Origin of the sequence: Pseudomonas sp. BF-RE-25 (genome assembly GCF_019956105.1) — a bacterium.
GTDB lineage: Bacteria > Pseudomonadota > Gammaproteobacteria > Pseudomonadales > Pseudomonadaceae > Aquipseudomonas > Aquipseudomonas migulae.
On record NZ_JAHBDB010000024.1, the window covers coordinates 54170 to 76217 of the forward strand.

The window sequence follows — 22048 nt, forward strand, 5'->3', positions numbered from 1 at the left end:
TAACTCTAAAACAGCAAGCCACAAAAAGGCTTTTTCCCATCCCGCACTGAAATCCGCCACGACGTCCTTCGGCGACGACCGTTGGTCCTGTTCGCTTGCCTTCTCGATAAGATATATCTTAAGTTGTATCTAAACACGACAAAGAGAAGGAAAAATGAGAGACCATCATTCCCCCCACCGCGAACACGGTGACGGCCGCGACGGCTTCGAGAAACGTCCCGGCCGCGAACGCGGCGGTCGCGGCCCACGGGTGTTTGCCCCCGGCGATCTGAAATTGTTGCTGCTGGCGCTTATCGCCGAACAGCCCTGCCATGGCTACGACTTGATCCGCCAGATCGAAGGCATGTTCGACGGCGCCTACAGTCCCAGCCCCGGCGTGATCTACCCGACCCTGACCTTTCTGGAAGAAAGCGAAATGATCCAGGGCGATGCCGAAGGCGGAAAAAAACGTTACAGCGTGACCGACGCCGGTCGTCTGTCTTTAAGTGAGCAAGCGGTTGCACTGGACGGCGTGCGGATGCGCATCGATGTCAGCAAGCGCTCATTGCGCGGCCATGACCGTCCGCCCGAGATCCACGAAGCGGTGCATAACCTGCGTCATGCGTTGCAACTGCACCACGGTCGCTGGAGCGCGGAAGAAATCATCCGGGTCGCCGCCCTGCTCAACAACACCGCCAAAGCCATCGTTGACGGCCCCTTGGTTCAACCCGCTCAGGAGAAAGCTGAATGACTGAAGTGATCGAGCACACCATTCACCGCGTCATGCATGAAATCAAACGCCGCCGCCTGCAAGTGTTGCGCGTGGTTGACCTGACCCCGCGCATGCGCCGGATTACCCTGGGTGGGCCTGAGCTGGCAGGTTTCATCAGCCTCGGCACCGATGACCACGTCAAACTGCTGTTCCCGCAGAACGCGGCAGAACAAGCGGCGCTGGAGACCCTGGTGCTCGGTGCCGGCAAGGACAACGGCCCGATGCCGGCGATGCGCGACTACACGCCGCGTCGCTACGACCTCGACACGCTGGAACTGGACATCGACTTTGTGTTGCACGGCGACGGCCCTGCTTCGACCTGGGCGGAACAAGCCAAACCGGGGCAATTCCTGCACATTGGCGGGCCACGGGGATCGATGATCGTGCCGGACATGTTCGACAGCTATTTGCTGATCGGTGACGAGACGGCAATCCCTGCGATTGCGCGGCGCCTGGAGGGTTTGGCGGCCAATCGCCAGGCACTGGTGATCATTGAAGTGGAGAACGGCGCGGAACAGCAAAAGCTCGAAAGCCCGGCGCAGGTCAATGTGATCTGGGTGTTGCGCGAAGGTGGCAAGAACAACTTGCTGACCACCGTGAAACAGCTGCAAGTGCCCAGCGGCAATCTATATGCGTGGGTGGCGACCGAGACCAAAGTGTCGCGGCAGATTCGGCGGGTGCTGCTGGACGAGCACGGGCTGAACGAGCAGTTCGTCAAAGCCGTCGGCTATTGGCGCCTGGACGACACCGACGAGGAATAAACACAGACCTTGTAGGAGCCGGCTTGCCGGCGATGAGGCCCTTGAATCCTGTATCGATCTCGAGGCCGCCATCGCCGGCAAGCCGGCTCCTACAGGTCCGTGTGACTCAGCCGCCACCGATCCAGCGCGATCAGCACCAAGGCAATCAGCACAAACCCCGCCAACAATCCGCCTGCATTCGCAAACACCTGTGGATAACCCAGCTTGTCGACATCAATGAACGGATAGGGATAAACCGCCAGTAGATGCCCGCGCAGCAGCGCATACGCGAAGTACAGCAACGGGTAAATCACCCACAGCGCAATGTGCCGCAGGCGCAGGGTGCCTTTGGGCACACACAGCCACCACCAGGCCAGGAACAGCAACGGCATGACGTCGTGCAGCAGCTCATCGGCCAGCCATTGCCAGCCTTCGGGATGCCACAGATGGCGCAACAGAATGTTGTAGGCAAGGCCGACCACGGCGATGCTCACGGCAATCGCGCCGCTCACCCCCGGCTGCAAAAACCAGCGTCGCGCAGCCGACTCGCGGGACGTCAGCGCGCAGGTCAGCACGGTCGCCACCAGCGTGTTGCTGAGCACGGTGAAGTAGCTGAAAAAACTCACCAGCCCGCCCAGCAGACTGGCGCCCAGCGTCCAGCGCGAATAGAAAATCAGGTACAGCTGAATGCTCAATCCCGCCCAGCCGAGGACAGCAGCCACGGCCACAAAACGACGGCGCACGGCAGGTTGCATGATCATGTTCAGAGCGGTCGCTTGGTACGCATCAACTTGACGTACAAGCGTTCGACCTTCTCCCGCGCCCACGGAGTCTTGCGCAGGAAGGTCAGGCTCGACTTGATGCTCGGATCACTCTTGAAGCAGCGGATATCGATGCGCTCGGCCAGCCCCGACCATTCGTAATGTTCAACCAGCGCGTTGAGGATTTGCTCCAGTGTCACGCCATGCAGCGGGTTGTTGTTCTGTTCGGTCATGCCGGGCCTTCGAGCGATAGATGAATTGGAAGCCGCGCACCTTAGCCGAGGGCCGCCTTGGGGGAAAGGCGTCTGTGCGCTATCTGTTGAATGTAGGCGAAACGGGACAAAACACTTGAACGTGATCACGCAATCCCTTGTAGGAGCTGGCTTGCCAGCGATGGGGCCATTGAATCTTGCATAGAACGTTAGACCGCCATCGCCGGCAAGCCGGCTCCTACAGGTTGCGGTGGTGTGCTGACTGTTACCGAATCAACAAAAATTCATCTCGGCAAAAGGCCTTTCTCTATTTGTAACAGAACATTATCCTTACGCCCGAACCTGCTGAAACGCTTCCGCTAGCCGCTTCGCCCCTCACTCCCCAGAAAAAGATCAAGAATTTCTCCTCTATGCCTTTTGTTCAATTTTTGCGAGACAGCGCTGTCTGCACGCCTGTTTCCCAGCGAAAAGTCCTCAACCTGATCAGCGGATTCACCGCGCTGGGCCTCGCCACCTGCGCTCAGGCCGCCCCGGCCTTCGATAGCGAATCGCCGTGGATGCTCGGCGACTGGAACGGCACGCGCACCGAACTTTCGGAAAAAGGCTACGACTTCAAAGTCGATTACACCGGTGAAATGGGCAGCAATCTGCACGGCGGCTACGACCACGATCGCACCGCGCGCTACAGCGATCAGTTCGGCCTCGGCACGCATCTCGATCTGCAGAAGATCCTCGGTTGGGACGACGCGGAATTTCAACTGACCATCACCGAACGTAACGGCAACAACATCAGCAACGACCGGATCAATGATCCACGGGTCGGCGGTTTCACTTCAGCGCAAGAAGTCTGGGGTCGCGGGCAAACCTGGCGCCTGACGCAGATGTGGTATCAGCAGAAATTCTTCGATCAGAAACTCGACATCAAGGTCGGCCGTTTCGGCGAAGGCGAGGATTTCAACAGTTTCCCCTGCGACTTCCAGAACCTGGCGTTCTGCGGCTCCCAGGTCGGTAACTGGGTCGGGGGCATCTGGTACAACTGGCCGGTCAGCCAGTGGGCGATGCGGGTCAAGTACCACCTGACGCCAGAGCTGTACGCGCAGGTCGGCGCGTATGAGCAGAACCCGTCGAACCTCGATCGCGGCAATGGTTTCAAGCTCAGCGGCAGCGGCACCCAAGGCGCAATTTTGCCGGTGGAGCTGGTGTGGACGCCGAAACTCAACGGCCTGCCGGGTGAATACCGTGCCGGTTATTACTACAGCAACGCCAACGCCACCGATGCCTACAAGGACAGCAATGGCCAGCCCGCCGCCCTGAGTGGCGAAGCCTACCGCAGCGCGTCGAGCAAGCACGGCGTCTGGCTGGGTGTGCAGCAGCAGATCACCAGCCGCGCCAGCGACAATTCCCGTGGCCTGAGCGTGTTCGCCAACGGCACGATGCACGACAAGAAGACCAACGCCATCGACAACTATGTCCAGGTGGGCGTCGTCTACAAAGGCTTGTTCGATGCGCGCGCCAAGGACGACATCGGTTTTGCCCTCGCCCGTGTTCACGTCAACCCGGCCTACCGCAAGAACGCCGAGGCGAGCAATCAGGCCCACGCGGTCTCCGACTTCGACGATCCGTCCTTCCTGCCGCCGCAGGACACCGAATACAGCGCCGAACTCTATTACGGCGTGCACGTCACCAACTGGCTGACCGTGCGCCCAAACCTGCAATACATCCGCCACCCCGGTGGCGTGGACAAGGTCGATGACGCACTGATTGGCGGGATCAAGATCCAGTCGCAGTTCTAACAAACACCGCAAACCCTTGTAGGAGCCGGCTTGCCGGCGATGGCGGTGTATCAGCCAAACAGATGTCGACTGACACACCGCTATCGCCGGCAAGCCGGCTCCTACAGGGACCGCATCAACCGAACTTCTTTATATGAACCCTGCCCGCGCCAGATCGTCATCTACAGTGAACTTGCGCGGGACTACTTGAAACGTCACGGAGAACCACACTATGAGCACTGATGGTGCTTTGAGTCGAAGCCGTCTATTGCCGACCCTGCTCGGCATTCTGCTTCTGCTAATGGGCCTGGCCATGCTGGCTGGGGGGATCAAGCTGAGCATGCTCGGCGGCTCGCTGTATTACCTGCTGGCCGGTATCGGCCTGGCGCTGACCGGCGTGTTGCTGATCCTTGCCCGCCGCGCAGCCTTGGGCCTGTACGCGCTGGTGCTGTTCGCCAGCACCGTTTGGGCCTTGTGGGAAGTCGGCCTCGACTGGTGGCAACTGGTGCCGCGTCTGGCAATGTTGTTCGCGCTGGGTATCGTCATGCTGCTGCCGTGGTTCCGTCGTCCGCTGCTGCGCGAAGGCGCTGCACCGAAAGGCACCGGCGCACTGAGCGTGGCCGTGGTGCTCGCAGGCTTGGCCGCACTGGCCAGCCAATTCACCAACCCCGGTGAAATCAAAGGCCAACTGGACCGCGACAGCGTTCCGGGTATGACCAACACCGCCCCGGCCATGCCCGACGGTGACTGGAACTCCTACGGCCGCAGCGCTCACGGTGACCGTTACTCGCCGCTGGCGCAGATCACCCCGCAGAACGTCAACAAGCTCGTTCCGGCCTGGACCTACCGCACCGGCGACCTGCCGGGGCCGAACGATCCGGGTGAAACCACCGCTGAAAACACCCCGCTGAAAGCCAACGGCATGCTCTATGTGTGTACGCCGCACAGCCAGGTGATCGCGCTGGACCCGGACACCGGCAAGGAAATCTGGCGTTTCGATCCGAAGCTCTCCACGCAAAACGCGGCGAACTTCAAGGGTTGGGCGCACATGACCTGCCGTGGCGTGACGTATCACGATGACGCGGCTTACGCCTCCGAGCAGAGCCCGACCGGCAGCGCCAGCGCGCCTGTCGCCAGCGTCTGCCCACGCCGTATCTTCCTGCCGACCGCCGACACCCGCCTGATCGCCCTGAACGCCGACACCGGCAAGATGTGCGAAGACTTCGGCGACAAAGGCCAGGTCGACCTGCGCGCCAACATCGGTGGTTTCACCGCCGGCGGCTACTACTCCACTTCGCCTCCAGCGGTCACCAAGGACCTGGTGGTGATTGGCGGCCACGTCACCGACAACGTCTCCACCGACGAGCCGAGCGGCGTGATCCGCGCGTTCGACGTGCACACCGGCAAACTGGTGTGGAACTGGGACAGCGGCAACCCGGACGACACCACGCCGATTGCCGAAGGCAAGGTCTACACCCGCAACTCGCCGAACATGTGGTCGATGTTCGCCGTCGACGAAAAACTCGGCATGCTGTACCTGCCGATGGGCAACCAGACGCCGGACCAGTTCGGTGGCGCTCGCACCCCGGAATCGGAACTGCACGCCGCCGGCCTGACCGCCCTCGACATCGGCACCGGCAAAGTGCGCTGGCACTTCCAGTTCACCCACCATGACCTGTGGGACATGGACGTCGGTGGCCAGCCAACCCTGATGGACCTGAAAACCGCAGACGGCGTGAAGCCGGCGGTACTCGCGTCCACCAAGCAAGGCAGCATTTACGTACTGGATCGCAGCACCGGCCAGGCGATTGTGCCGATCAACGAAGTGCCAGTTCCGCAAGGCGCTGTCGAAGGTGATCACACCTCGCCGACCCAACCGAAATCCGACCTCAACCTCATGCCACCGCCGCTGCAAGAGCGCGACATGTGGGGCGTGACGCCGTTCGACCAACTGATCTGCCGGATCGACTTCAAATCCATGCGCTACGACGGCCCGTTCACCCCGCCGTCGCTGCAGGGTTCGATCGTGTATCCAGGCAACTTCGGCGTGTTCGACTGGGGCGGCATCTCGGTTGACCCGGTGCGTCAGATCGCTTTCGTGAACCCGAGCTACATGGCGTTCAAATCGAAACTGATCCCGGCCGCCGAAATCGCAGCCCAAGGCCCGCGTAAAAGCGAAACCGAAGGCGTGCAGCCCAACAAAGGCGCGCCGTACGGCGTAGTCCTCGAAGCATTGCTGTCGCCAATGGGCCTGCCGTGCCAGGCGCCGGCATGGGGTTATGTAGCGGCGGTTGACCTGACCACCGCCAAAGTCCTGTGGAAACACAAGAACGGCACCGTGCGCGACAGCTCGCCGGTTCCGATCCCGCTGAGCATGGGCGTGCCTAGCCTGGGCGGCACCTTCACCACCGCCGGTGGCGTTGGCTTCCTGAGCGGCACCCTCGACCAGTACCTGCGTGCCTACGACGTGAAAAACGGCAAGCAACTGTGGGAAGGTCGCCTGCCTGCGGGCGCGCAAACCACACCGATGACCTACACCGGCAAGGACGGCAAGCAATACGTGCTCGTCGTGGCGGGCGGTCACGGGTCGCTGGGCACCAAGCAAGGTGACTATGTGATTGCGTACAAACTGTCCGAGTAAGTTTTAGCGGCGGTTAAAGCAAAGGCGACTCCCGCGAAGGGGGTCGCCTTTTTTTGTGATCCCTTGTAGGAGCCGGCTTGCCGGCGATGGCGGTTCAACATTCAACGTTGATGTTGGCTGACAGGACGCTATCGCTGGCAAGCCAGCTCCTACAGGGTTTGCGTGTTGATCTATAAATTTGTGGGCAACAAAAAACCCGCCGTAGCGGGTTTTTCATTACAGCGGTCAGCGGATCAGAAATCCTCCAGCCGCCACACTTCATAAGCCGGTGTCTCGTAGGGATGGCTCTGTTTCAAAGCCGCCACCACCGAACGGATCAACTCATCCGCCACCACCAGCTCAACTTTCCACTCCTCAACCTGTTCGACCTGCCCTGCTTCGCCAATGAATGGCTGACTGCCCTCCATTGGACGAAACTGACCCAGGCCCAACACCTGCCATGCGCAGTGCTCGTAAGCACCGATCCGCCCGCCACCGGCAGCGAACACAGCGCTTTTGACCACTTCGACATGACTGGTCGGAACAAAGAAGCTGAGCTTGTACACGGCGCTTAGTTCACCCACACGCGAGCGTTACGGAACATACGCATCCATGGCGCGTCTTCGTTCCAGTCTTCCGAACGCCACGAGTTCTGCACGGCGCGGAACACACGTTCCGGGTGCGGCATCATGATCGTCACGCGACCGTCGCGGCTGGTCAAACCGGTGATCCCGCGCGGCGAGCCGTTCGGGTTGGCCGGGTACTTCTCGGTGACCTTGCCATGGTTGTCGACGAAACGCATCGCCACGCAACCCGACAGATCAGCTTCCAGCAACGCTTCTTCACTGGAGAACTCGGCATGACCTTCGCCGTGTGCGATGGCGATCGGCATACGCGAACCGGCCATGCCTTGCAGGAAGATCGAGTTCGACTCCTGGACCTGAACCATCGCCACACGGGCTTCGAACTGCTCGGAACGGTTACGCACGAAGTGCGGCCAGAACTCGCTGCCCGGGATCAGCTCGTGCAGGTTGGACATCATCTGGCAACCGTTGCACACGCCAAGGGTGAAGCTGTCGCTACGTTCGAAGAAACCCTGGAACGCATCGCGGGCGCGGCTGTTGAACAGCGCGGACTTGGCCCAGCCTTCACCGGCGCCCAGTACGTCGCCGTAGGAGAAGCCGCCGCAAGCGACCATGCCCTTGAAGTCGTTCAGGTCGACACGGCCGGCCAGAATGTCGCTCATGTGCACGTCGATTGCGTTGAAACCGGCGCGGTCAAACGCGGCCGCCATTTCCACCTGACCGTTGACGCCCTGCTCACGCAGCACGGCAACCTGTGGGCGGATGTTTTTCTTGATGTAAGGCGCGGCGACGTCCTGGTTGACGTCGTAGCTCAGCTTGACGCTCAGGCCCGGGTTGTCTTCTTCCAGCAGCACGTCGAACTCTTGCTCGGCGCAGTCGGCGTTATCACGCAGACGCTGGATCTGGTAGCTGGTTTCAGCCCATGTACGCTGCAGCAGACGACGCTGACCTTCGAACACGGTTTCGCCGTTGAAGGTGATGCTGATCTCGCCGTTGTTCATCGGCTGACCGATCACCGACACGCACTCGCCCAGACCGGCAGCGCTGAACTGCGCGAGGATGTCCGGAGTCGCGTCCTGGCGAACCTGGATCACGGCGCCCAGTTCTTCGTTGAACAGGATCGCTGCGATGTCGGCGGAGGTTTCCGCCAGACCGTCGAGGTTCAGGCTCAGGCCGCAGTGACCGGCGAAGGCCATTTCCACGGCGCTGGTCAGCAGACCACCGTCGGAACGGTCGTGGTAGGCCAGCAGGTGACCATCGGCGTTGAGGCCCTGGATCACCGCGAAGAAGGCTTTCAGGTCTTCGGCATCATCGACGTCCGGCGCTTGCGAGCCGAGCTTGCCGTGAACCTGGGCCAGGATCGAGGCGCCCATGCGGTTCTGGCCACGGCCCAGATCGATCAGGATCAGGTCGGTGGTGCCCTTGTCCATGCGCAGTTCCGGGGTCAGGGTCTGACGGATGTCAGCCACTGGCGCGAAACCGGTCACGATCAGGGACATTGGCGAGGTGACGGTCTTGTCTTCGCCGTTGTCGTTCCAGCGCGTGGCCATGGACATGGAGTCCTTGCCCACCGGAATGGTGATGCCCAGCTCAGGGCACAGCTCCATGCCGACCGCTTTCACGGTGTCGTACAGACGCGCGTCTTCACCCGGGTGACCGGCTGCGGACATCCAGTTCGCCGACAGCTTGATGTCGGAGATCTTGTTGATGCGCGAAGCGGCGATGTTGGTCAGGGTTTCGCCGATGGCCATGCGGCCCGACGCCGGAGCGTCCAGCAGAGCCAGCGGAGTACGCTCGCCCATGGCCATGGCTTCACCGGTGTAGACGTCGAAGCTGGTGGCGGTGACGGCAACGTCGGCCACCGGAACCTGCCACGGGCCGACCATTTGGTCACGGGCCACGAGGCCGGTGATGGTGCGGTCGCCGATGGTGATCAGGAAGCTTTTGCTCGCCACGGCCGGGTGATGCAGAACGCGTTCGACGCAGTCTGCAATCTCAAGGGTCGACGGATCGAAATCGTCGCCCAGCTCGTTTTCACGAACGGCCGAACGGTGCATGCGCGGGGCTTTGCCCAGCAGCACTTCCAGTGGCATGTCCACCGGGCTGTTGCCGAAGTGGCTGTCGGTGACGGTCAGTTGCGGCTCGGCAGTGGCTTCGCCGACCACGGCGAACGGGCAACGCTCGCGCTCGCAGATCGCCTGGAAGCGTTCGAAGTCAGCCGGGCCGACGGCCAGAACGTAGCGTTCCTGGGATTCGTTACTCCAGATTTCGTGCGGGGCCATGCCCGGCTCGTCGTTTGGAATGTTGCGCAGTTCGAAACGGCCACCACGGTTGCCGTCGTTAACCAGCTCCGGGAAGGCGTTGGACAGACCGCCCGCACCCACGTCGTGGATGAAGCTGATCGGGTTCTTGTCACCCAGTTGCCAGCAACGGTCGATGACTTCCTGGCAGCGACGTTCCATCTCAGGGTTTTCGCGCTGAACCGAAGCGAAGTCCAGGTCAGCCGAGCTGGTGCCGGTGGCCATGGAGGAAGCAGCGCCGCCGCCCAGACCGATCAGCATCGCCGGGCCGCCGAGCACGATCAGCTTGGAGCCGACGGTGATCTCGCCTTTCTGTACGTGTTCGGCACGAATGTTACCCATGCCGCCAGCCAGCATGATCGGCTTGTGGTAACCGCGAACTTCGTCGCCACGCGGGGTGGTGATCGACTGTTCGAAGGTACGGAAATAACCGGTCAGGGCCGGACGACCGAATTCGTTGTTGAACGCGGCGCCACCCAGTGGGCCTTCGATCATGATGTCCAGCGCGGTGACGATGCGCTCAGGCTTGCCGTACGGCACTTCCCACGGCTGTTCGAAGCCAGGGATCTGCAGGTTCGATACGGTGAAACCGGTCAGGCCGGCCTTTGGCTTGGCGCCACGACCGGTAGCGCCTTCGTCGCGGATCTCGCCACCGGAACCGGTGGACGCACCCGGGAACGGGGCAATCGCGGTCGGGTGGTTGTGCGTTTCGACTTTCATCAAAATGTGCACCGGCTCCTGTACCGCGCCGTACTGGCGGGTTTCAGGGTCCGGGAAGAAACGGCCGGCGACATTACCGACGATCACCGAAGCGTTGTCCTTATAAGCGGACAGAACGCCTTTGCTGTGCATCTGGTAAGTGTTCTTGATCATGCCGAACAGGCTTTTTTCCTGGCTCTGACCGTCGATGTCCCAACTGGCGTTGAAGATCTTGTGACGGCAGTGCTCGGAGTTCGCCTGGGCGAACATCATCAGTTCGATGTCGTGCGGGTTGCGCTTCAAACCAACGAAGGCGTTGACCAGGTAGTCGATCTCGTCTTCGGCCAGGGCCAGGCCCAGCTCGGTGTTGGCTTTTTCCAGCGCGACGCGGCCGCCACCCAACACGTCGATCGCGGTCAGCGGTTTCGGCTCGGCGTGGCTGAACAGGCCGGCGGCCTGTTCAAGGTTGGCGAGGACGATCTGGGTCATGCGGTCATGCAGAACATCGGAGATCAGCTGCGCTTCGGCGTCGCTGAACTGGCCGGCGACGTAGAACGCGATACCGCGCTCCAGGCGCTGGATCTTGCTCAGGCCGCAGTTGCGAGCGATGTCGCTGGCCTTGCTGGACCACGGCGAGATGGTGCCGAAACGCGGCAACACCAGGAACAGGCGACCGGTCGGTTCTTGAACCGGTACGCTTGGACCGTACTTCAGAAGGCGCGCGAGCACCTGCTGTTCGTCGCCGGTCAGGACGCCGGTAACTTCGGCGAAGTGAGCGAATTCAGCATACAAGCCGCTGACAGCCGAAACCTTCTGGCTCAGTTGCTCAAGGAGTTTGCTGTGGCGAAAGGCAGAAAGGGCAGGAGCGCCGCGCAGGATCAACATCTTCGGGACAGCCTCGGGAAGGGGTGTGCTTTGAGGCCGTGCATTCTAGCCTAAACCGCCCGCGACATCACCCGAAACGGTACGGGCGGCGTCACCCGGACGTCGGGCCGGGTATCCGGGGCCGAAACAGCGGTCGGCCAGGTGTTATTTTTTGTGTCACAAAAAGCCACTCGAGCCCATTCCTGCGGGCTCCAGAGCGGTTTTTCGCTCTCTAGCAGACAAGGCCTTCGCTGTCGAGATATGGCGCTCGTGGTCCTTTGCGTATACTGCGCAGATGTTTTCCCCAACGGCTTTGCGTCCGCGGTACGCCAAATGGCTGATCGCAACCGGACTCTTCCTGATGCTCAGTGGCTGTGTTGATAAACCCAACACGCTGGAGCGCGTAAAGGAGGATGGCGTGCTGCGGGTGGTTACCCGAAACAGCCCCGCCACCTACTTTCAGGATCGCAACGGTGAAACCGGCTTCGAATACGAGCTGGTGAAGCGCTTCGCCGACGATCTGGGGGTCGAACTCAAGATCGAAACCGCCGACAACCTTGACGACCTGTACAGCCAGGTGGGCAAGCCCAACGGTCCGGTGATCGCTGCGGCCGGCCTGGTCAGCAGCGAAGCGCGCAAACAGCAGGTGCGGTTTTCCCACTCTTATCTGGAAGTCACCCCGCAGATCATCTATCGCAACGGCCAGTCGCGGCCGACCGATGCAAAGGATCTGGTGGGCAAGAAGATCATGGTGCTCAAGGGCAGCACCCACGCCGGGCAACTGGCAGAGCTGAAGCAGAAGTTTCCCGGCATTGAATACGAAGAGTCCGACGCGGTTGAAGTCGTCGACCTGCTGCGCATGGTCGATGAAGGCCAGATTGACCTGACCCTGGTCGACTCCAACGAAGTGGCGATGAACCAGGTCTACTTCACCAATATCCGGGTCGCCTTCGACCTCGGTGACGCCAGCGACCAGAGCTGGGCCGTCGCCGCCGGCGACGACAACAGCCTGCTCAACGAGATCAACGCCTACCTCGACAAGGTGAAGAAGAACGGCACGCTGCAACGCCTGAAGGACCGCTATTACGGGCACGTCGACGTACTCGGTTACATGGGCGCCACCACCTTCGCCCAGCATCTGCAGCAACGACTGCCCAAGTACGAGCAACACTTCAAGACCTACGCCAAGAAAGAGAAAGTCGACTGGCGCCTGCTGGCAGCGGTCGGTTATCAGGAATCCCTGTGGCAAGCGGCCGTCACGTCGAAGACTGGCGTGCGTGGCCTGATGATGCTGACCCAGAACACCGCGCAAGCCATGGGCGTGTCCAATCGCCTCGATCCGAAGCAAAGCATCATGGGCGGCGCCAAGTACCTGGCCTACATGAAGGAACAGCTGGATGAGTCGATCCAGGAACCGGACCGCACCTGGTTTGCGCTGGCGGCCTACAACGTCGGCAGCGGTCACCTGGATGACGCGCGCAAACTGGCGGCCAAGGAAGGGCTGAACCCGGACAAGTGGCTGGACGTGAAGAAAATCCTGCCGCGCCTGTCCGAGAAGAAGTGGTACAGCAAAACCCGTTACGGCTACGCCCGCGGCGGCGAGCCGGTGCATTTCGTGGCGAACATCCGTCGCTACTACGACATCCTGACCTGGGTGACGCAGCCGCAGCTGGAAGGTAATCAGGTGGCCGAAGGCAATCTGCATGTGCCGGGGGTCGACAAGACCAAGCCGAGCCAGGAAACCCCGCAGCTTTAGATTTGTGTGATGTTTGAGGACGCTATCGCCGGCAAGCCGGCTCCTACAAGACCGTGTCGTTGCGCAAATTATGTGTACAACACGATCCTGTAGGAGCTGGCTTGCCGGCGATAGCAGCGCCGCGGTCTTAGCCTTTTAGCGCTGCGGCCAGGATCAATGCCTTCATCTCGGCAACAGCCGACTTGAACCCGACAAACAACGCATGCGCCACCAGCGCATGGCCGATGTTCAGTTCGTTGATGCCCTTGATCGCTGCGACCGCTTCGACGTTGTGATAGTGCAAACCGTGACCGGCGTTGACGATCAAACCCTGCGCCAGACCAAATGCCACGCCATCAGCCACGCGCTTGAGCTCTTCAGCCACGTCCGTCGGTGTCTCGGCATCGGCATAACGACCGGTGTGCAATTCAATCGCCGGAGCACCGACACGACGGGACGCTTCGATCTGCCGCTCGTCCGCATCGATGAACAGCGACACTTCGCAACCGATCTTCGCCAGGCGATCCACTGCTGCCTTGATCCGCGCTTCCTGCCCCGCTACGTCCAGACCGCCCTCGGTGGTCAGTTCCTGGCGGGTTTCCGGCACCAGGCAAATGTGCGCCGGGCGGATGCGCTCGGCGAACGCCATCATTTCTTCGGTGACGCCCATTTCGAAGTTCATGCGGGTTTGCAGCACATCCTTGAGCACCAGCACGTCACGTTCCTGAATGTGCCGACGGTCTTCGCGAAGGTGCACGGTGATGCCGTCAGCGCCCGCCTCTTCCGCGTCCAGTGCGGCCTTGACCGGATCGGGATAGCGAGTGCCCCGGGCCTGGCGCAGGGTGGCAACGTGGTCGATGTTCACGCCAAGAAGAATGCGATTGCTGGTGGTCACGGAAGCGCTCCTGAATTTAAAGATTCGGCGCACAGCATACACGGGGAGATAGGGTCTGTTGACGCTTGGTGGTGGTCGTGACGGGCGCCCACTTGGCGCAGGGCTGCGTTGCTCGGAACTTATTTGGAACAACCAAACAACGTTCCTCGCGCCTTGCCCTGCACCAAGTGGTCATCCCGTCACGACCACCACCAAACGTCAACAGACCCTATGGCTTGCGAAACAGCTCGCGACTGACCAGGGGACGACCGCCCAGGTGAACGGCCAATGCCTGGCGCATCAAACGCTTGGCGGCGGACAACGCGCCGGGGGCCGACCAGTCGGCGTCGGCCATGGCCAGCAACTCGGTGCCGTTGAACAGACCGGGTTGCAGCAGGTAGACCCGCTCCAGGCCGGCATCCACCTGTAGACGATAGAGGCCGTCCGGCGCGACGGGTTCGCCGTGGATGTCGGTGTTCAGCGCGAAGCCGTAACCGAGATCGTCGAGCAATCGCCATTCGAAGGAACGCAGCAGCGGCTCCAGCGGTCGGCCTTCGGCCAGCGCAAGCAAAGTCGCGGCGTAGTGATCGAAGACAGCGGGATGGGGATCTTCTGATGGCAACAGGCGAATCAGTAGCTCATTGAGGTAAAGCCCGCTGAACAGCGCCTCACCGATGAGCCATGTCGACGTACCGGCACTTTCCATGCGCCCGACATTCTTCAGTTCGCCCCGCCCCCGGAACTCGACTTCCAGCGGCACGAACGGCCGCGCCAACGTCCCGGCCTTGCCCCGCGCACTGCGCAACACCGCCCGCAGCCGACCTTGCGGCGTGAGGAAATCCACCAATGCGCTGTTTTCGCGGTAGGCGCGGGAGTGGAGGACGTAGGCGGGTTGGCCGATGGGCTGGGACATGGAGCTCTCAATGACGGATCGCGATTTTACTAACACCCCAAAACCACTGTGGGAGCGAGCCTGCTCGCGATGAGGGACTGACATTCAACAACATTGTTGACTGACAGACCGCTATCGCGAGCAGGCTCGCTCCCACAGTTTTATCACCTGGGCTCAGGTTTACAGGTCGCCGTAACCCAGCGAACGCAATGCGCGCTCATCGTCGGACCAGCCGCCTTTCACTTTGACCCAGAGGTTGAGCATGATCTTGGAGTCGAACAGCAGCTCCATGTCCTTGCGCGCCTCGGTGCCGATGCGCTTGATGCGCTCGCCCTTGTCGCCAATGATGATTTTCTTCTGGCCGTCACGTTCGACGAGGATCAACGCATGAATGTGCAGGGTTTTCCCCTGCTGCTTGAACTCTTCGATTTCCACGGTGATCTGGTATGGCAGCTCGGCGCCCAGCTGACGCATGATTTTCTCACGCACCAGCTCAGCGGCGAGGAAGCGACTGCTGCGGTCGGTGATCTGGTCTTCCGGGAAGAAGTGATCGTTTTCCGGCAGGTGCTCGGCGATCACTCGCTCCAGCGTGTCGAGGTTATGCCCGTGCTGGGCCGAGATCGGCATGATCTGCGCGTTCGGCAGCTGTTCCTGCAACCAGGTCAGGTGCGGCATCAGCTCGGCTTTGTCTTCGATGCGATCGGTCTTGTTCAGCGCCACGATCAGCGGGCCGGTCACGTACTGGACACGCTCGAGCACCATCTGGTCTTCGTCGGTCCACTTGGTGCGATCCACCACGAAGATCACCACGTCGACGTCTTTCAACGCCGCCGAAGCGGTCTTGTTCATGTAGCGGTTCAAGGCCTTTTCGCCGCCCTTGTGCATGCCCGGGGTGTCGACGTAGATCGCCTGGACGGCGCCTTCGGTCTTGATGCCCAGCATGTTGTGGCGGGTGGTCTGAGGCTTGCGCGAAGTGATCGCCAGCTTCTGGCCGAGGATGTGGTTCAGCAGCGTGGACTTGCCCACGTTGGGACGGCCGACGATGGCAACATAGCCACAGCGTGTTGCGGTTGAATCAGTCATTGCCATTCTCCACACCCAGGGCTATCAGTGCTGCGGCGGCCGCTACCTGTTCGGCAATACGACGACTCACACCCTGACCTCGGCTTTTTTCATTCAGTAAGGTGATTTCGCATTCGACGAAGAACGTCCGGCAATGCGGCTCACCCTGGATATCCACCACTTCGTAACGCGGCAGCTCACAACCACGGGACTGCAGGAACTCCTGCAGGCGGGTTTTTGGATCTTTGTTGGTGTCGACCAGTGTCAGGCCTTCGAACTCGCCGGCCAGCCAGGCCAGCACGCGCTCGCGTGCCACGTCCATGCCGGCGTCCAGGTAGATCGCACCGATCAGCGCTTCCAGGGCATCGGCCAGAATCGACTCGCGACGGAAACCGCCGCTTTTCAACTCGCCGGAACCCAGACGCAAGTAATCGCCCAGATCGAAACCGCGGGCCAGTACAGCCAGAGTCTCACCTTTCACCAGACGTGCGCGCAAACGCGACAACTGGCCTTCGCGGGCCAGCGGGAAGCGATCGAACAGCGCCTCGCCAGCGACGAAGTTGAGGATGGCATCACCGAGGAATTCCAGGCGTTCGTTGTTGCGCCCGGCAAAGCTGCGGTGAGTCAGGGCCAGGACCATCAGTTCCTGATCCTTGAAGGTGTAGCCGAGCTGACGCTCTAGACGGCTTAAGGAGACGCTCACGGTTTACCCACGCTGAGTTCGTGGCTGGATTCCACCGCCATCGCCGTGGTGCGGCGCAGGCTTGGGACAATTAACGCTGTGTTCAAAAATTACGTCCTGAATATCATTGTTTTCATGCGTCTGGCGCCGATTGTGGCAGTTCCAGAAATGCATTCGGCGCTGTGTTCAACAGCGCCGTGTGTGATTACTTGATCAGGCCAACCCGCGAGAAATTCGGCAGGTGACTGAGTTTGGGTTCCGGCCAGCTCATCCAGACTGCGAAGGCCTTGCCGACGATATTCTTGTCGGGAACCATGCCCAGCAGATCCTTGGGAATAGTCGGATCATCCCAGTAACGACTGTCGTTCGAGTTGTCGCGGTTGTCGCCCATCATGAAGTAGTGCCCGGCAGGCACGGTCCACGTATGGTCAGGCGATGCGCGATAACGGCTCATTTCCTTGCGGATCAAGTGCTCGGCGGCGCCGAGTTTTTCCTTGTAGAGCTCGGCGCTGCCCAGCGTGCCCGGCTCGGAGCCGACCAGTTGCTCGGCAATCGACTCGCCGTTGACGAACAGGCGCTTGTCAGCGGTGTAGCGAACCTGGTCACCCGGCAGGCCGACCACACGCTTGATGTAGTTGACGTTCGGATCACTCGGGTAACGGAACACCATCACATCGCCGCGCTGCGGATCACCGACATCGATGACTTTCTTGTCGATCACCGGCAGGCGGATCCCGTAGGAAAACTTGCTCACCAGAATGAAGTCGCCGACATCCAGCGTCGGTTTCATCGAGCCGGAAGGAATCTGGAACGGCTCCACCAGGAACGAACGCAGGACCAGCACGATGAACAACACCGGGAAGAACGACTTGCCGTATTCGACCAGCAGCGGCTCTTTGTTCAGCTTCTCGACCACCACCACATCCGGCTGGCTGACGCTGCCCTGATAGGAGGCGATGGCGGCACGCCGACGCGGCGCCAGGAAAACCAGATCAAGCAACGCCAACAGGCCGCAGACGAACACGGCGATGACCAGCAACAGCGGGAAATTTAGTGACATAGGACCTAACTATCCAACCTGAGCACTGCAAGGAAGGCTTCTTGTGGAATTTCCACGTTGCCGACTTGCTTCATGCGTTTCTTACCGGCCTTTTGCTTTTCCAGCAGCTTTTTCTTACGGCTGACGTCACCACCGTAGCATTTGGCCAATACGTTCTTTCTGAGTGCCTTGACGGTTGTCCGCGCCACAATCTGACCGCCAATGGCGGCCTGGATTGCCACGTCGAACATCTGCCGTGGAATCAGTTCTTTCATCTTCTCGGTCAACTGGCGACCTTTGTAGTTCGCATTGTCACGGTGCACGATCAGCGCCAGGGCGTCGACTTTGTCACCGTTGATCAACACATCCAGTTTCACCAGATTAGCCGATTGATAACGATCGAAATGGTAATCCAGCGAAGCATAGCCACGGCTGGTGGATTTCAGACGGTCGAAGAAGTCCAGGACCACTTCGTTCATCGGTAAATCGTAGGTCACCTGAACCTGAGTACCGAGGAACAGCATGTCGTGCTGCACGCCACGCTTCTCGATGCACAGGGTAATAACGTTGCCCAGGTGTTCTTGCGGCACAAGAATGTTGGCCCGCACGATCGGCTCGCGCATGTCTTCGATCGTGGACAGGTCCGGAAGCTTCGACGGGTTATCGACGTAGATCGTTTCACCGGTTTTCAGCAACAGCTCGAAAATTACCGTCGGCGCCGTGGTGATCAGGTCCAGGTCGTACTCGCGCTCCAGGCGCTCCTGGATGATTTCCATGTGCAGCATGCCGAGGAAACCGCAACGGAAGCCAAAGCCCAGGGCGTCGGAGCTTTCCGGGGTGTACTGCAGCGACGAGTCGTTGAGCGTGAGCTTTTGCAGGGCTTCACGGAAATCTTCGAAGTCGTCGGAGCTGACCGGGAACAGACCGGCGTACACCTGCGGTTGAATGCGTTTGAAACCTGGCAGCACGTCAACGTCGGGGGTGGAGCTCAAGGTCAGGGTGTCACCCACTGGCGCACCGTGAATGTCCTTGATGCTCGCGATGATGAAGCCCACTTCACCGGCCTTCAGGTCGGCAGTAGGGGTGTGTTTCGGGTTGAATACACCGACGCTGTCCACGAGGTGGATCTTGCCGGTGGACTTGACCAGGATCTTGTCGCCCTTCTTCACACGACCGTGGCGCACGCGCACCAGGGACACAACGCCCAGGTAGTTGTCGAACCAGGAGTCGATGATCAACGCTTGCAGCGGATCGTCGTAGTTGCCGGTAGGCGCCGGAATGGTGGTGACCAGGCGCTCCAGCACTTCATCGACGCCCAGACCGGTCTTGGCACTGCAAGTGACCGCGTCGGTGGCATCGATGCCGATGATTTTTTCGATTTCTTCCTTGACGCGGTCCGGATCGGCCTGTGGCAGGTCGATCTTGTTCAGGACCGGCATGACTTCCAGGCCCTGCTCGATCGCCGTGTAGCAGTTGGCAACCGACTGCGCTTCAACGCCCTGACCGGCATCGACCACCAGCAAGGCACCTTCACAGGCCGCCAGCGACCGGCTGACTTCGTAGGTGAAGTCAACGTGGCCCGGGGTGTCAATGAAGTTCAGCTGGTACTTGATGCCATCGCGAGCGGTGTAATAGAGGGTGACGCTGTGGGCCTTGATGGTGATCCCGCGTTCACGTTCCAGGTCCATGGAGTCCAGCACCTGGGCTTCCATTTCGCGCTCGGCAAGGCCGCCGCACATCTGGATGAAGCGATCGGCCAGCGTCGACTTGCCATGGTCAATGTGGGCGATGATGGAGAAATTGCGGATATGACTCAAATCACTCACGGATCAACACTCAAAAAGGCTGCAGGCATGGCCCGCCGAAAAATAGCCGGGAATTGTACCTGATCCACGGCGCAAGCGTCACGTTCGCAGGTCAGACGGCACCTACAAAAAACGCCCCGGTCTTGCGACAGGGGCGTTTTTGAAGGCTTTTGTAGGAGCCGGCTTGCCGGCGATGGGGGCGCCGCGGCGGGCCTGGTGACCGCGGTAATGCCATCGCCGGCAAGCCGGCTCCTACATTTACATAGCGATCAACCGGCTCGGCGCAGGAGGTAGACACCCGCCAGGGCGCACACACCCGCCGGCACCAGCACCGCAAACAGCGGCGAGAACCCGAACACCAGGCTCGAAGGCCCCAGCAGGTCCTGGACGATGCGGAAGGTGAAGCCCACCAGCACGCCGGTGAATACCCGCTGACCGAGGGTAACCGAGCGCAGCGGACCGAAGATGAAGGAGATCGCCATCAGTACCAGGGCGGCAGTGACCAGCGGCTGCAACACCTTGACCCAAAATGCCAACCAGTAACGGCCATTGTTCAGCCCCTGATCCGCCAGGTAGTGGATGTAACTCCACAGGCCGGTGATCGACAGCGAATCCGGCGACATCACCACGGTGCTCAGCAGTTGCGGGCTCAGCGCCACGTTCCAGCGCTCGACCGGGGCCGTGACCACTTCGGTGCTCTTGTCATGGAACAGCGTGGTCGTGACATCGCTCAACTGCCAGTGATCCTGATCGAACTTCGCGCGCTTGGCGAAGCTCGAGGACAATATGTGCCGCTGATCGTCGAAGCGATAACGGGTCACGCCGTACAGCACGCCGTTGGGTTGTACCGAGTTGACGTGGATGAACTCCTCGCCCTGACGGTGCCACAGGCCATGCTTGGCGCTTTGCGCATCACCACTGCCTTGAGCCAGCGAGCGGTTGGCCTGCGCGGTGCTTTCGGTCGCCGGCGCGATGTACTCGCCAATCAACACGCCCACCACCATCAGGATCAGCATCGGCTTCATGACGGCCCAGACGATCCGGCCGATCGACACGCCCGCAGCGCGCATGATGGTCAGCTCGCTGTGGCTGGCCAGACTGCCGAGGCCGATCAGACAGCCGATCAGTGCTGCCATCGGCAACATGTCGTAAAGACGGCGCGGCGCGGTCAGCAGGACGTAACTCAGGACATCGACCAGGGTGTAGGTATCGCTGACTTCACCCATCTCGTCGATGAAAGCGAACAGCGTGGCCAGACCGAGAATAATCCCCAGTACCGCCAGGATCGCGATAAAGACGCTGCTACCGATGTAGCGATCGAGCTTAACCACGGGCCACCTCCAGCGCGCTGCGGCGACTCGCCCGCTTCAACTGCCAGGGTTCCCAATAGAGCAAGCCAAGGCCGATGGCCAGGAAGATTGCGTGAACCCACCACAAGCCCAGCGCGGGCGGGATCTTGCCCTTTTCGAGGGCGCCGCGAGCGGCAATCAGGATGCTCAGGTAAGCCATATAAAGAAGAATCGCCGGCAGCAGCTTGAGGAAACGGCCCTGGCGCGGATTGACCCGCGACAGCGGCACCGCCATCAGGGTCACGATGAAGACCAGCAAGGGCAAGGACAGGCGCCATTGCAACTCGGTGCGCGAACGCAGGTCATCACTGCCGAGCAACGAACTGGTGGGCATTGCATCACGGTCGGTGACTTCGTCGCTGACGTCCGGTTTAGGCAGCAACACGCCGTACTCTTCGTACTTGATCGCACGATAGTCGGCCTGCCCCGGGTTACCGTCGTAGCGATAACCGTTGTCGAGAATCAGGTAACGGTTACCGTCGGGGCGGATTTCCTGACGGCCCTTCTCGGCCACCAGCACGGAAATCCCGCGATCTTTCTTGTCCGACGAGACGTTCTTTTGCGAAATGAACACGCCGCCGAGGTGGATGCGGTCATCCGACAGGGTTTCGGTGTAGGTCACCCGGGTGCCGTCACGCAGGGCCTGGAAGCGGCCCGGCTCGAGGGTATCGAACTCGGTCAGCGCGTCTTGTTTGTTCAGCAGCAACTGAAACTGATTGGCCCCTTGTGGCGCCAGGCTCAGGCTCAACCATGCCACCACCAGTGCCACCAGGGTGGCCGGAAACAGGGTCATGGTGAACAGGCGCTGCTGGCTCATGCCCGTGGCGGAGAGCACGGTCATTTCACTTTCAAGGTACAGGCGACCGTAGGCCAGCAGGATCCCGAGGAACAGGCCCAGCGGCAGGATCAGTTGCAGAAAGCCTGGCAGGCGAAAGCCCATGATCAGGAACAACGAGCCCGGATCCAGAAGGCCAGCCGCCGCCTGGGCGAGGTATTTGATGAAGCGTCCGCTCATGATGATGACCAGCAGAACGGCACTGACGGCGCTCAAGGTCAACAGGACTTCGCGGGATAGGTAACGGAAGACGATCAAACCAGACACTCCAGGGTTGTCAGGCTAAGGCGGCCAAACAAGCAAACGTATCAGGCAGCCCGCAAGACAGAGCCGCCGAAAAAAGTTGGCGCATTATCCTGTGATTGGGTGCGCCTGTCACTGCGCAATGCGCCGCGACAGCACTGGCCTCAACGATAGCGCGCGATGCGGGATAACCCGCGGTGCTCTCTCTTTCTTCGCGAGCAGGCTCGCG

General features: G+C 60.7%; 17 protein-coding genes. 5 read left to right on the forward strand and 12 right to left on the reverse strand.

What is annotated here, in order from left to right; all coding sequences use genetic code 11:
- Positions 1 to 154 precede the first annotated feature (154 nt).
- Complete coding sequence (locus tag KGB24_RS13105) at positions 155 to 730, forward strand: PadR family transcriptional regulator (RefSeq protein WP_008026701.1); 576 nt, start codon at positions 155 to 157, stop codon at positions 728 to 730.
- The gene (locus tag KGB24_RS13110; RefSeq protein ID WP_008043265.1) at positions 727 to 1512 is read left to right on the forward strand and encodes a siderophore-interacting protein; all 786 of its coding nucleotides are present in this window, start codon (positions 727 to 729) and stop codon (positions 1510 to 1512) included. Before KGB24_RS13105 ends, KGB24_RS13110 begins: the two co-directional genes overlap by 4 nt.
- Positions 1513 to 1601: 89 nt before the next feature.
- On the opposite strand, the gene KGB24_RS13115 is transcribed toward KGB24_RS13110, so the two are convergent.
- Together KGB24_RS13115 and KGB24_RS13120 are read right to left on the reverse strand one after the other, a co-directional pair.
- Positions 1602 to 2252, reverse strand: a complete 651-nt coding sequence (locus KGB24_RS13115) for a Pr6Pr family membrane protein (protein WP_223416570.1) — start codon at positions 2250 to 2252, stop codon at positions 1602 to 1604.
- Between the two features lie 2 nt (positions 2253 to 2254).
- The gene (locus KGB24_RS13120; RefSeq protein WP_007903672.1) at positions 2255 to 2485 is read right to left on the reverse strand and encodes a VF530 family DNA-binding protein; all 231 of its coding nucleotides are present in this window, start codon (positions 2483 to 2485) and stop codon (positions 2255 to 2257) included.
- 389 nt (positions 2486 to 2874) lie between these two features.
- On the opposite strand from KGB24_RS13120, the gene KGB24_RS13125 reads away from it, so the two are divergent.
- On the forward strand, positions 2875 to 4257 hold the full coding sequence (locus KGB24_RS13125) for a carbohydrate porin (RefSeq protein WP_223416572.1): 1383 nt from the start codon (positions 2875 to 2877) through the stop codon (positions 4255 to 4257).
- Between the two features lie 211 nt (positions 4258 to 4468).
- Positions 4469 to 6877 (forward strand): glucose/quinate/shikimate family membrane-bound PQQ-dependent dehydrogenase, encoded by a 2409-nt coding sequence (locus KGB24_RS13130; protein ID WP_223413596.1) that lies wholly within the window; start codon positions 4469 to 4471, stop codon positions 6875 to 6877.
- Between the two features lie 233 nt (positions 6878 to 7110).
- Here the strand turns inward: KGB24_RS13130 and KGB24_RS13135 are convergent, their stop codons facing one another.
- A complete protein-coding gene (locus tag KGB24_RS13135; protein ID WP_032828634.1) occupies positions 7111 to 7422 on the reverse strand; it encodes a YqfO family protein in 312 nt (103 codons plus the stop codon).
- Between the two features lie 5 nt (positions 7423 to 7427).
- Positions 7428 to 11324, reverse strand: coding sequence for a phosphoribosylformylglycinamidine synthase (gene purL, locus KGB24_RS13140; RefSeq protein WP_223413595.1), 3897 nt, complete (start codon positions 11322 to 11324; stop codon positions 7428 to 7430).
- A 274-nt stretch (positions 11325 to 11598) separates the two neighbouring features.
- Here purL and mltF point away from each other — a divergent pair, with 274 nt between their 5' ends.
- On the forward strand, positions 11599 to 13059 hold the full coding sequence (mltF, locus tag KGB24_RS13145; protein ID WP_032828633.1) for a membrane-bound lytic murein transglycosylase MltF: 1461 nt from the start codon (positions 11599 to 11601) through the stop codon (positions 13057 to 13059).
- A 127-nt stretch (positions 13060 to 13186) separates the two neighbouring features.
- On the opposite strand, the gene pdxJ is transcribed toward mltF, so the two are convergent.
- The 8 genes from pdxJ to lptF all read right to left on the reverse strand — a co-directional run bounded on the left by pdxJ (position 13187) and on the right by lptF (position 21834).
- Complete coding sequence (gene pdxJ, locus KGB24_RS13150) at positions 13187 to 13933, reverse strand: pyridoxine 5'-phosphate synthase (RefSeq protein WP_223413594.1); 747 nt, start codon at positions 13931 to 13933, stop codon at positions 13187 to 13189.
- A 208-nt stretch (positions 13934 to 14141) separates the two neighbouring features.
- The gene (gene recO, locus KGB24_RS13155; protein ID WP_008026692.1) at positions 14142 to 14825 is read right to left on the reverse strand and encodes a DNA repair protein RecO; all 684 of its coding nucleotides are present in this window, start codon (positions 14823 to 14825) and stop codon (positions 14142 to 14144) included.
- 159 nt (positions 14826 to 14984) lie between these two features.
- Positions 14985 to 15887 carry a GTPase Era gene (gene era, locus KGB24_RS13160; RefSeq protein ID WP_008026691.1) on the reverse strand — a complete coding sequence of 301 codons (903 nt, stop codon included), beginning with the start codon at positions 15885 to 15887 and terminating at the stop codon, positions 14985 to 14987.
- Complete coding sequence (gene rnc, locus KGB24_RS13165) at positions 15880 to 16569, reverse strand: ribonuclease III (protein WP_032828632.1); 690 nt, start codon at positions 16567 to 16569, stop codon at positions 15880 to 15882. Before rnc ends, era begins: the two co-directional genes overlap by 8 nt.
- Positions 16570 to 16753: 184 nt before the next feature.
- Positions 16754 to 17608 carry a signal peptidase I gene (gene lepB, locus KGB24_RS13170; protein ID WP_008026689.1) on the reverse strand — a complete coding sequence of 285 codons (855 nt, stop codon included), beginning with the start codon at positions 17606 to 17608 and terminating at the stop codon, positions 16754 to 16756.
- Between the two features lie 5 nt (positions 17609 to 17613).
- The gene (gene lepA, locus KGB24_RS13175) at positions 17614 to 19413 is read right to left on the reverse strand and encodes a translation elongation factor 4 (RefSeq protein WP_008026688.1); all 1800 of its coding nucleotides are present in this window, start codon (positions 19411 to 19413) and stop codon (positions 17614 to 17616) included.
- A gap of 248 nt (positions 19414 to 19661) precedes the next feature.
- Entirely contained in the window at positions 19662 to 20723 is a 1062-nt protein-coding gene (gene lptG / locus KGB24_RS13180) for an LPS export ABC transporter permease LptG (protein ID WP_008026686.1), read from the reverse strand.
- Positions 20716 to 21834, reverse strand: a complete 1119-nt coding sequence (gene lptF, locus KGB24_RS13185) for an LPS export ABC transporter permease LptF (protein ID WP_008042482.1) — start codon at positions 21832 to 21834, stop codon at positions 20716 to 20718. Before lptF ends, lptG begins: the two co-directional genes overlap by 8 nt.
- Between the last annotated feature and the right edge of the window lie 214 nt (positions 21835 to 22048).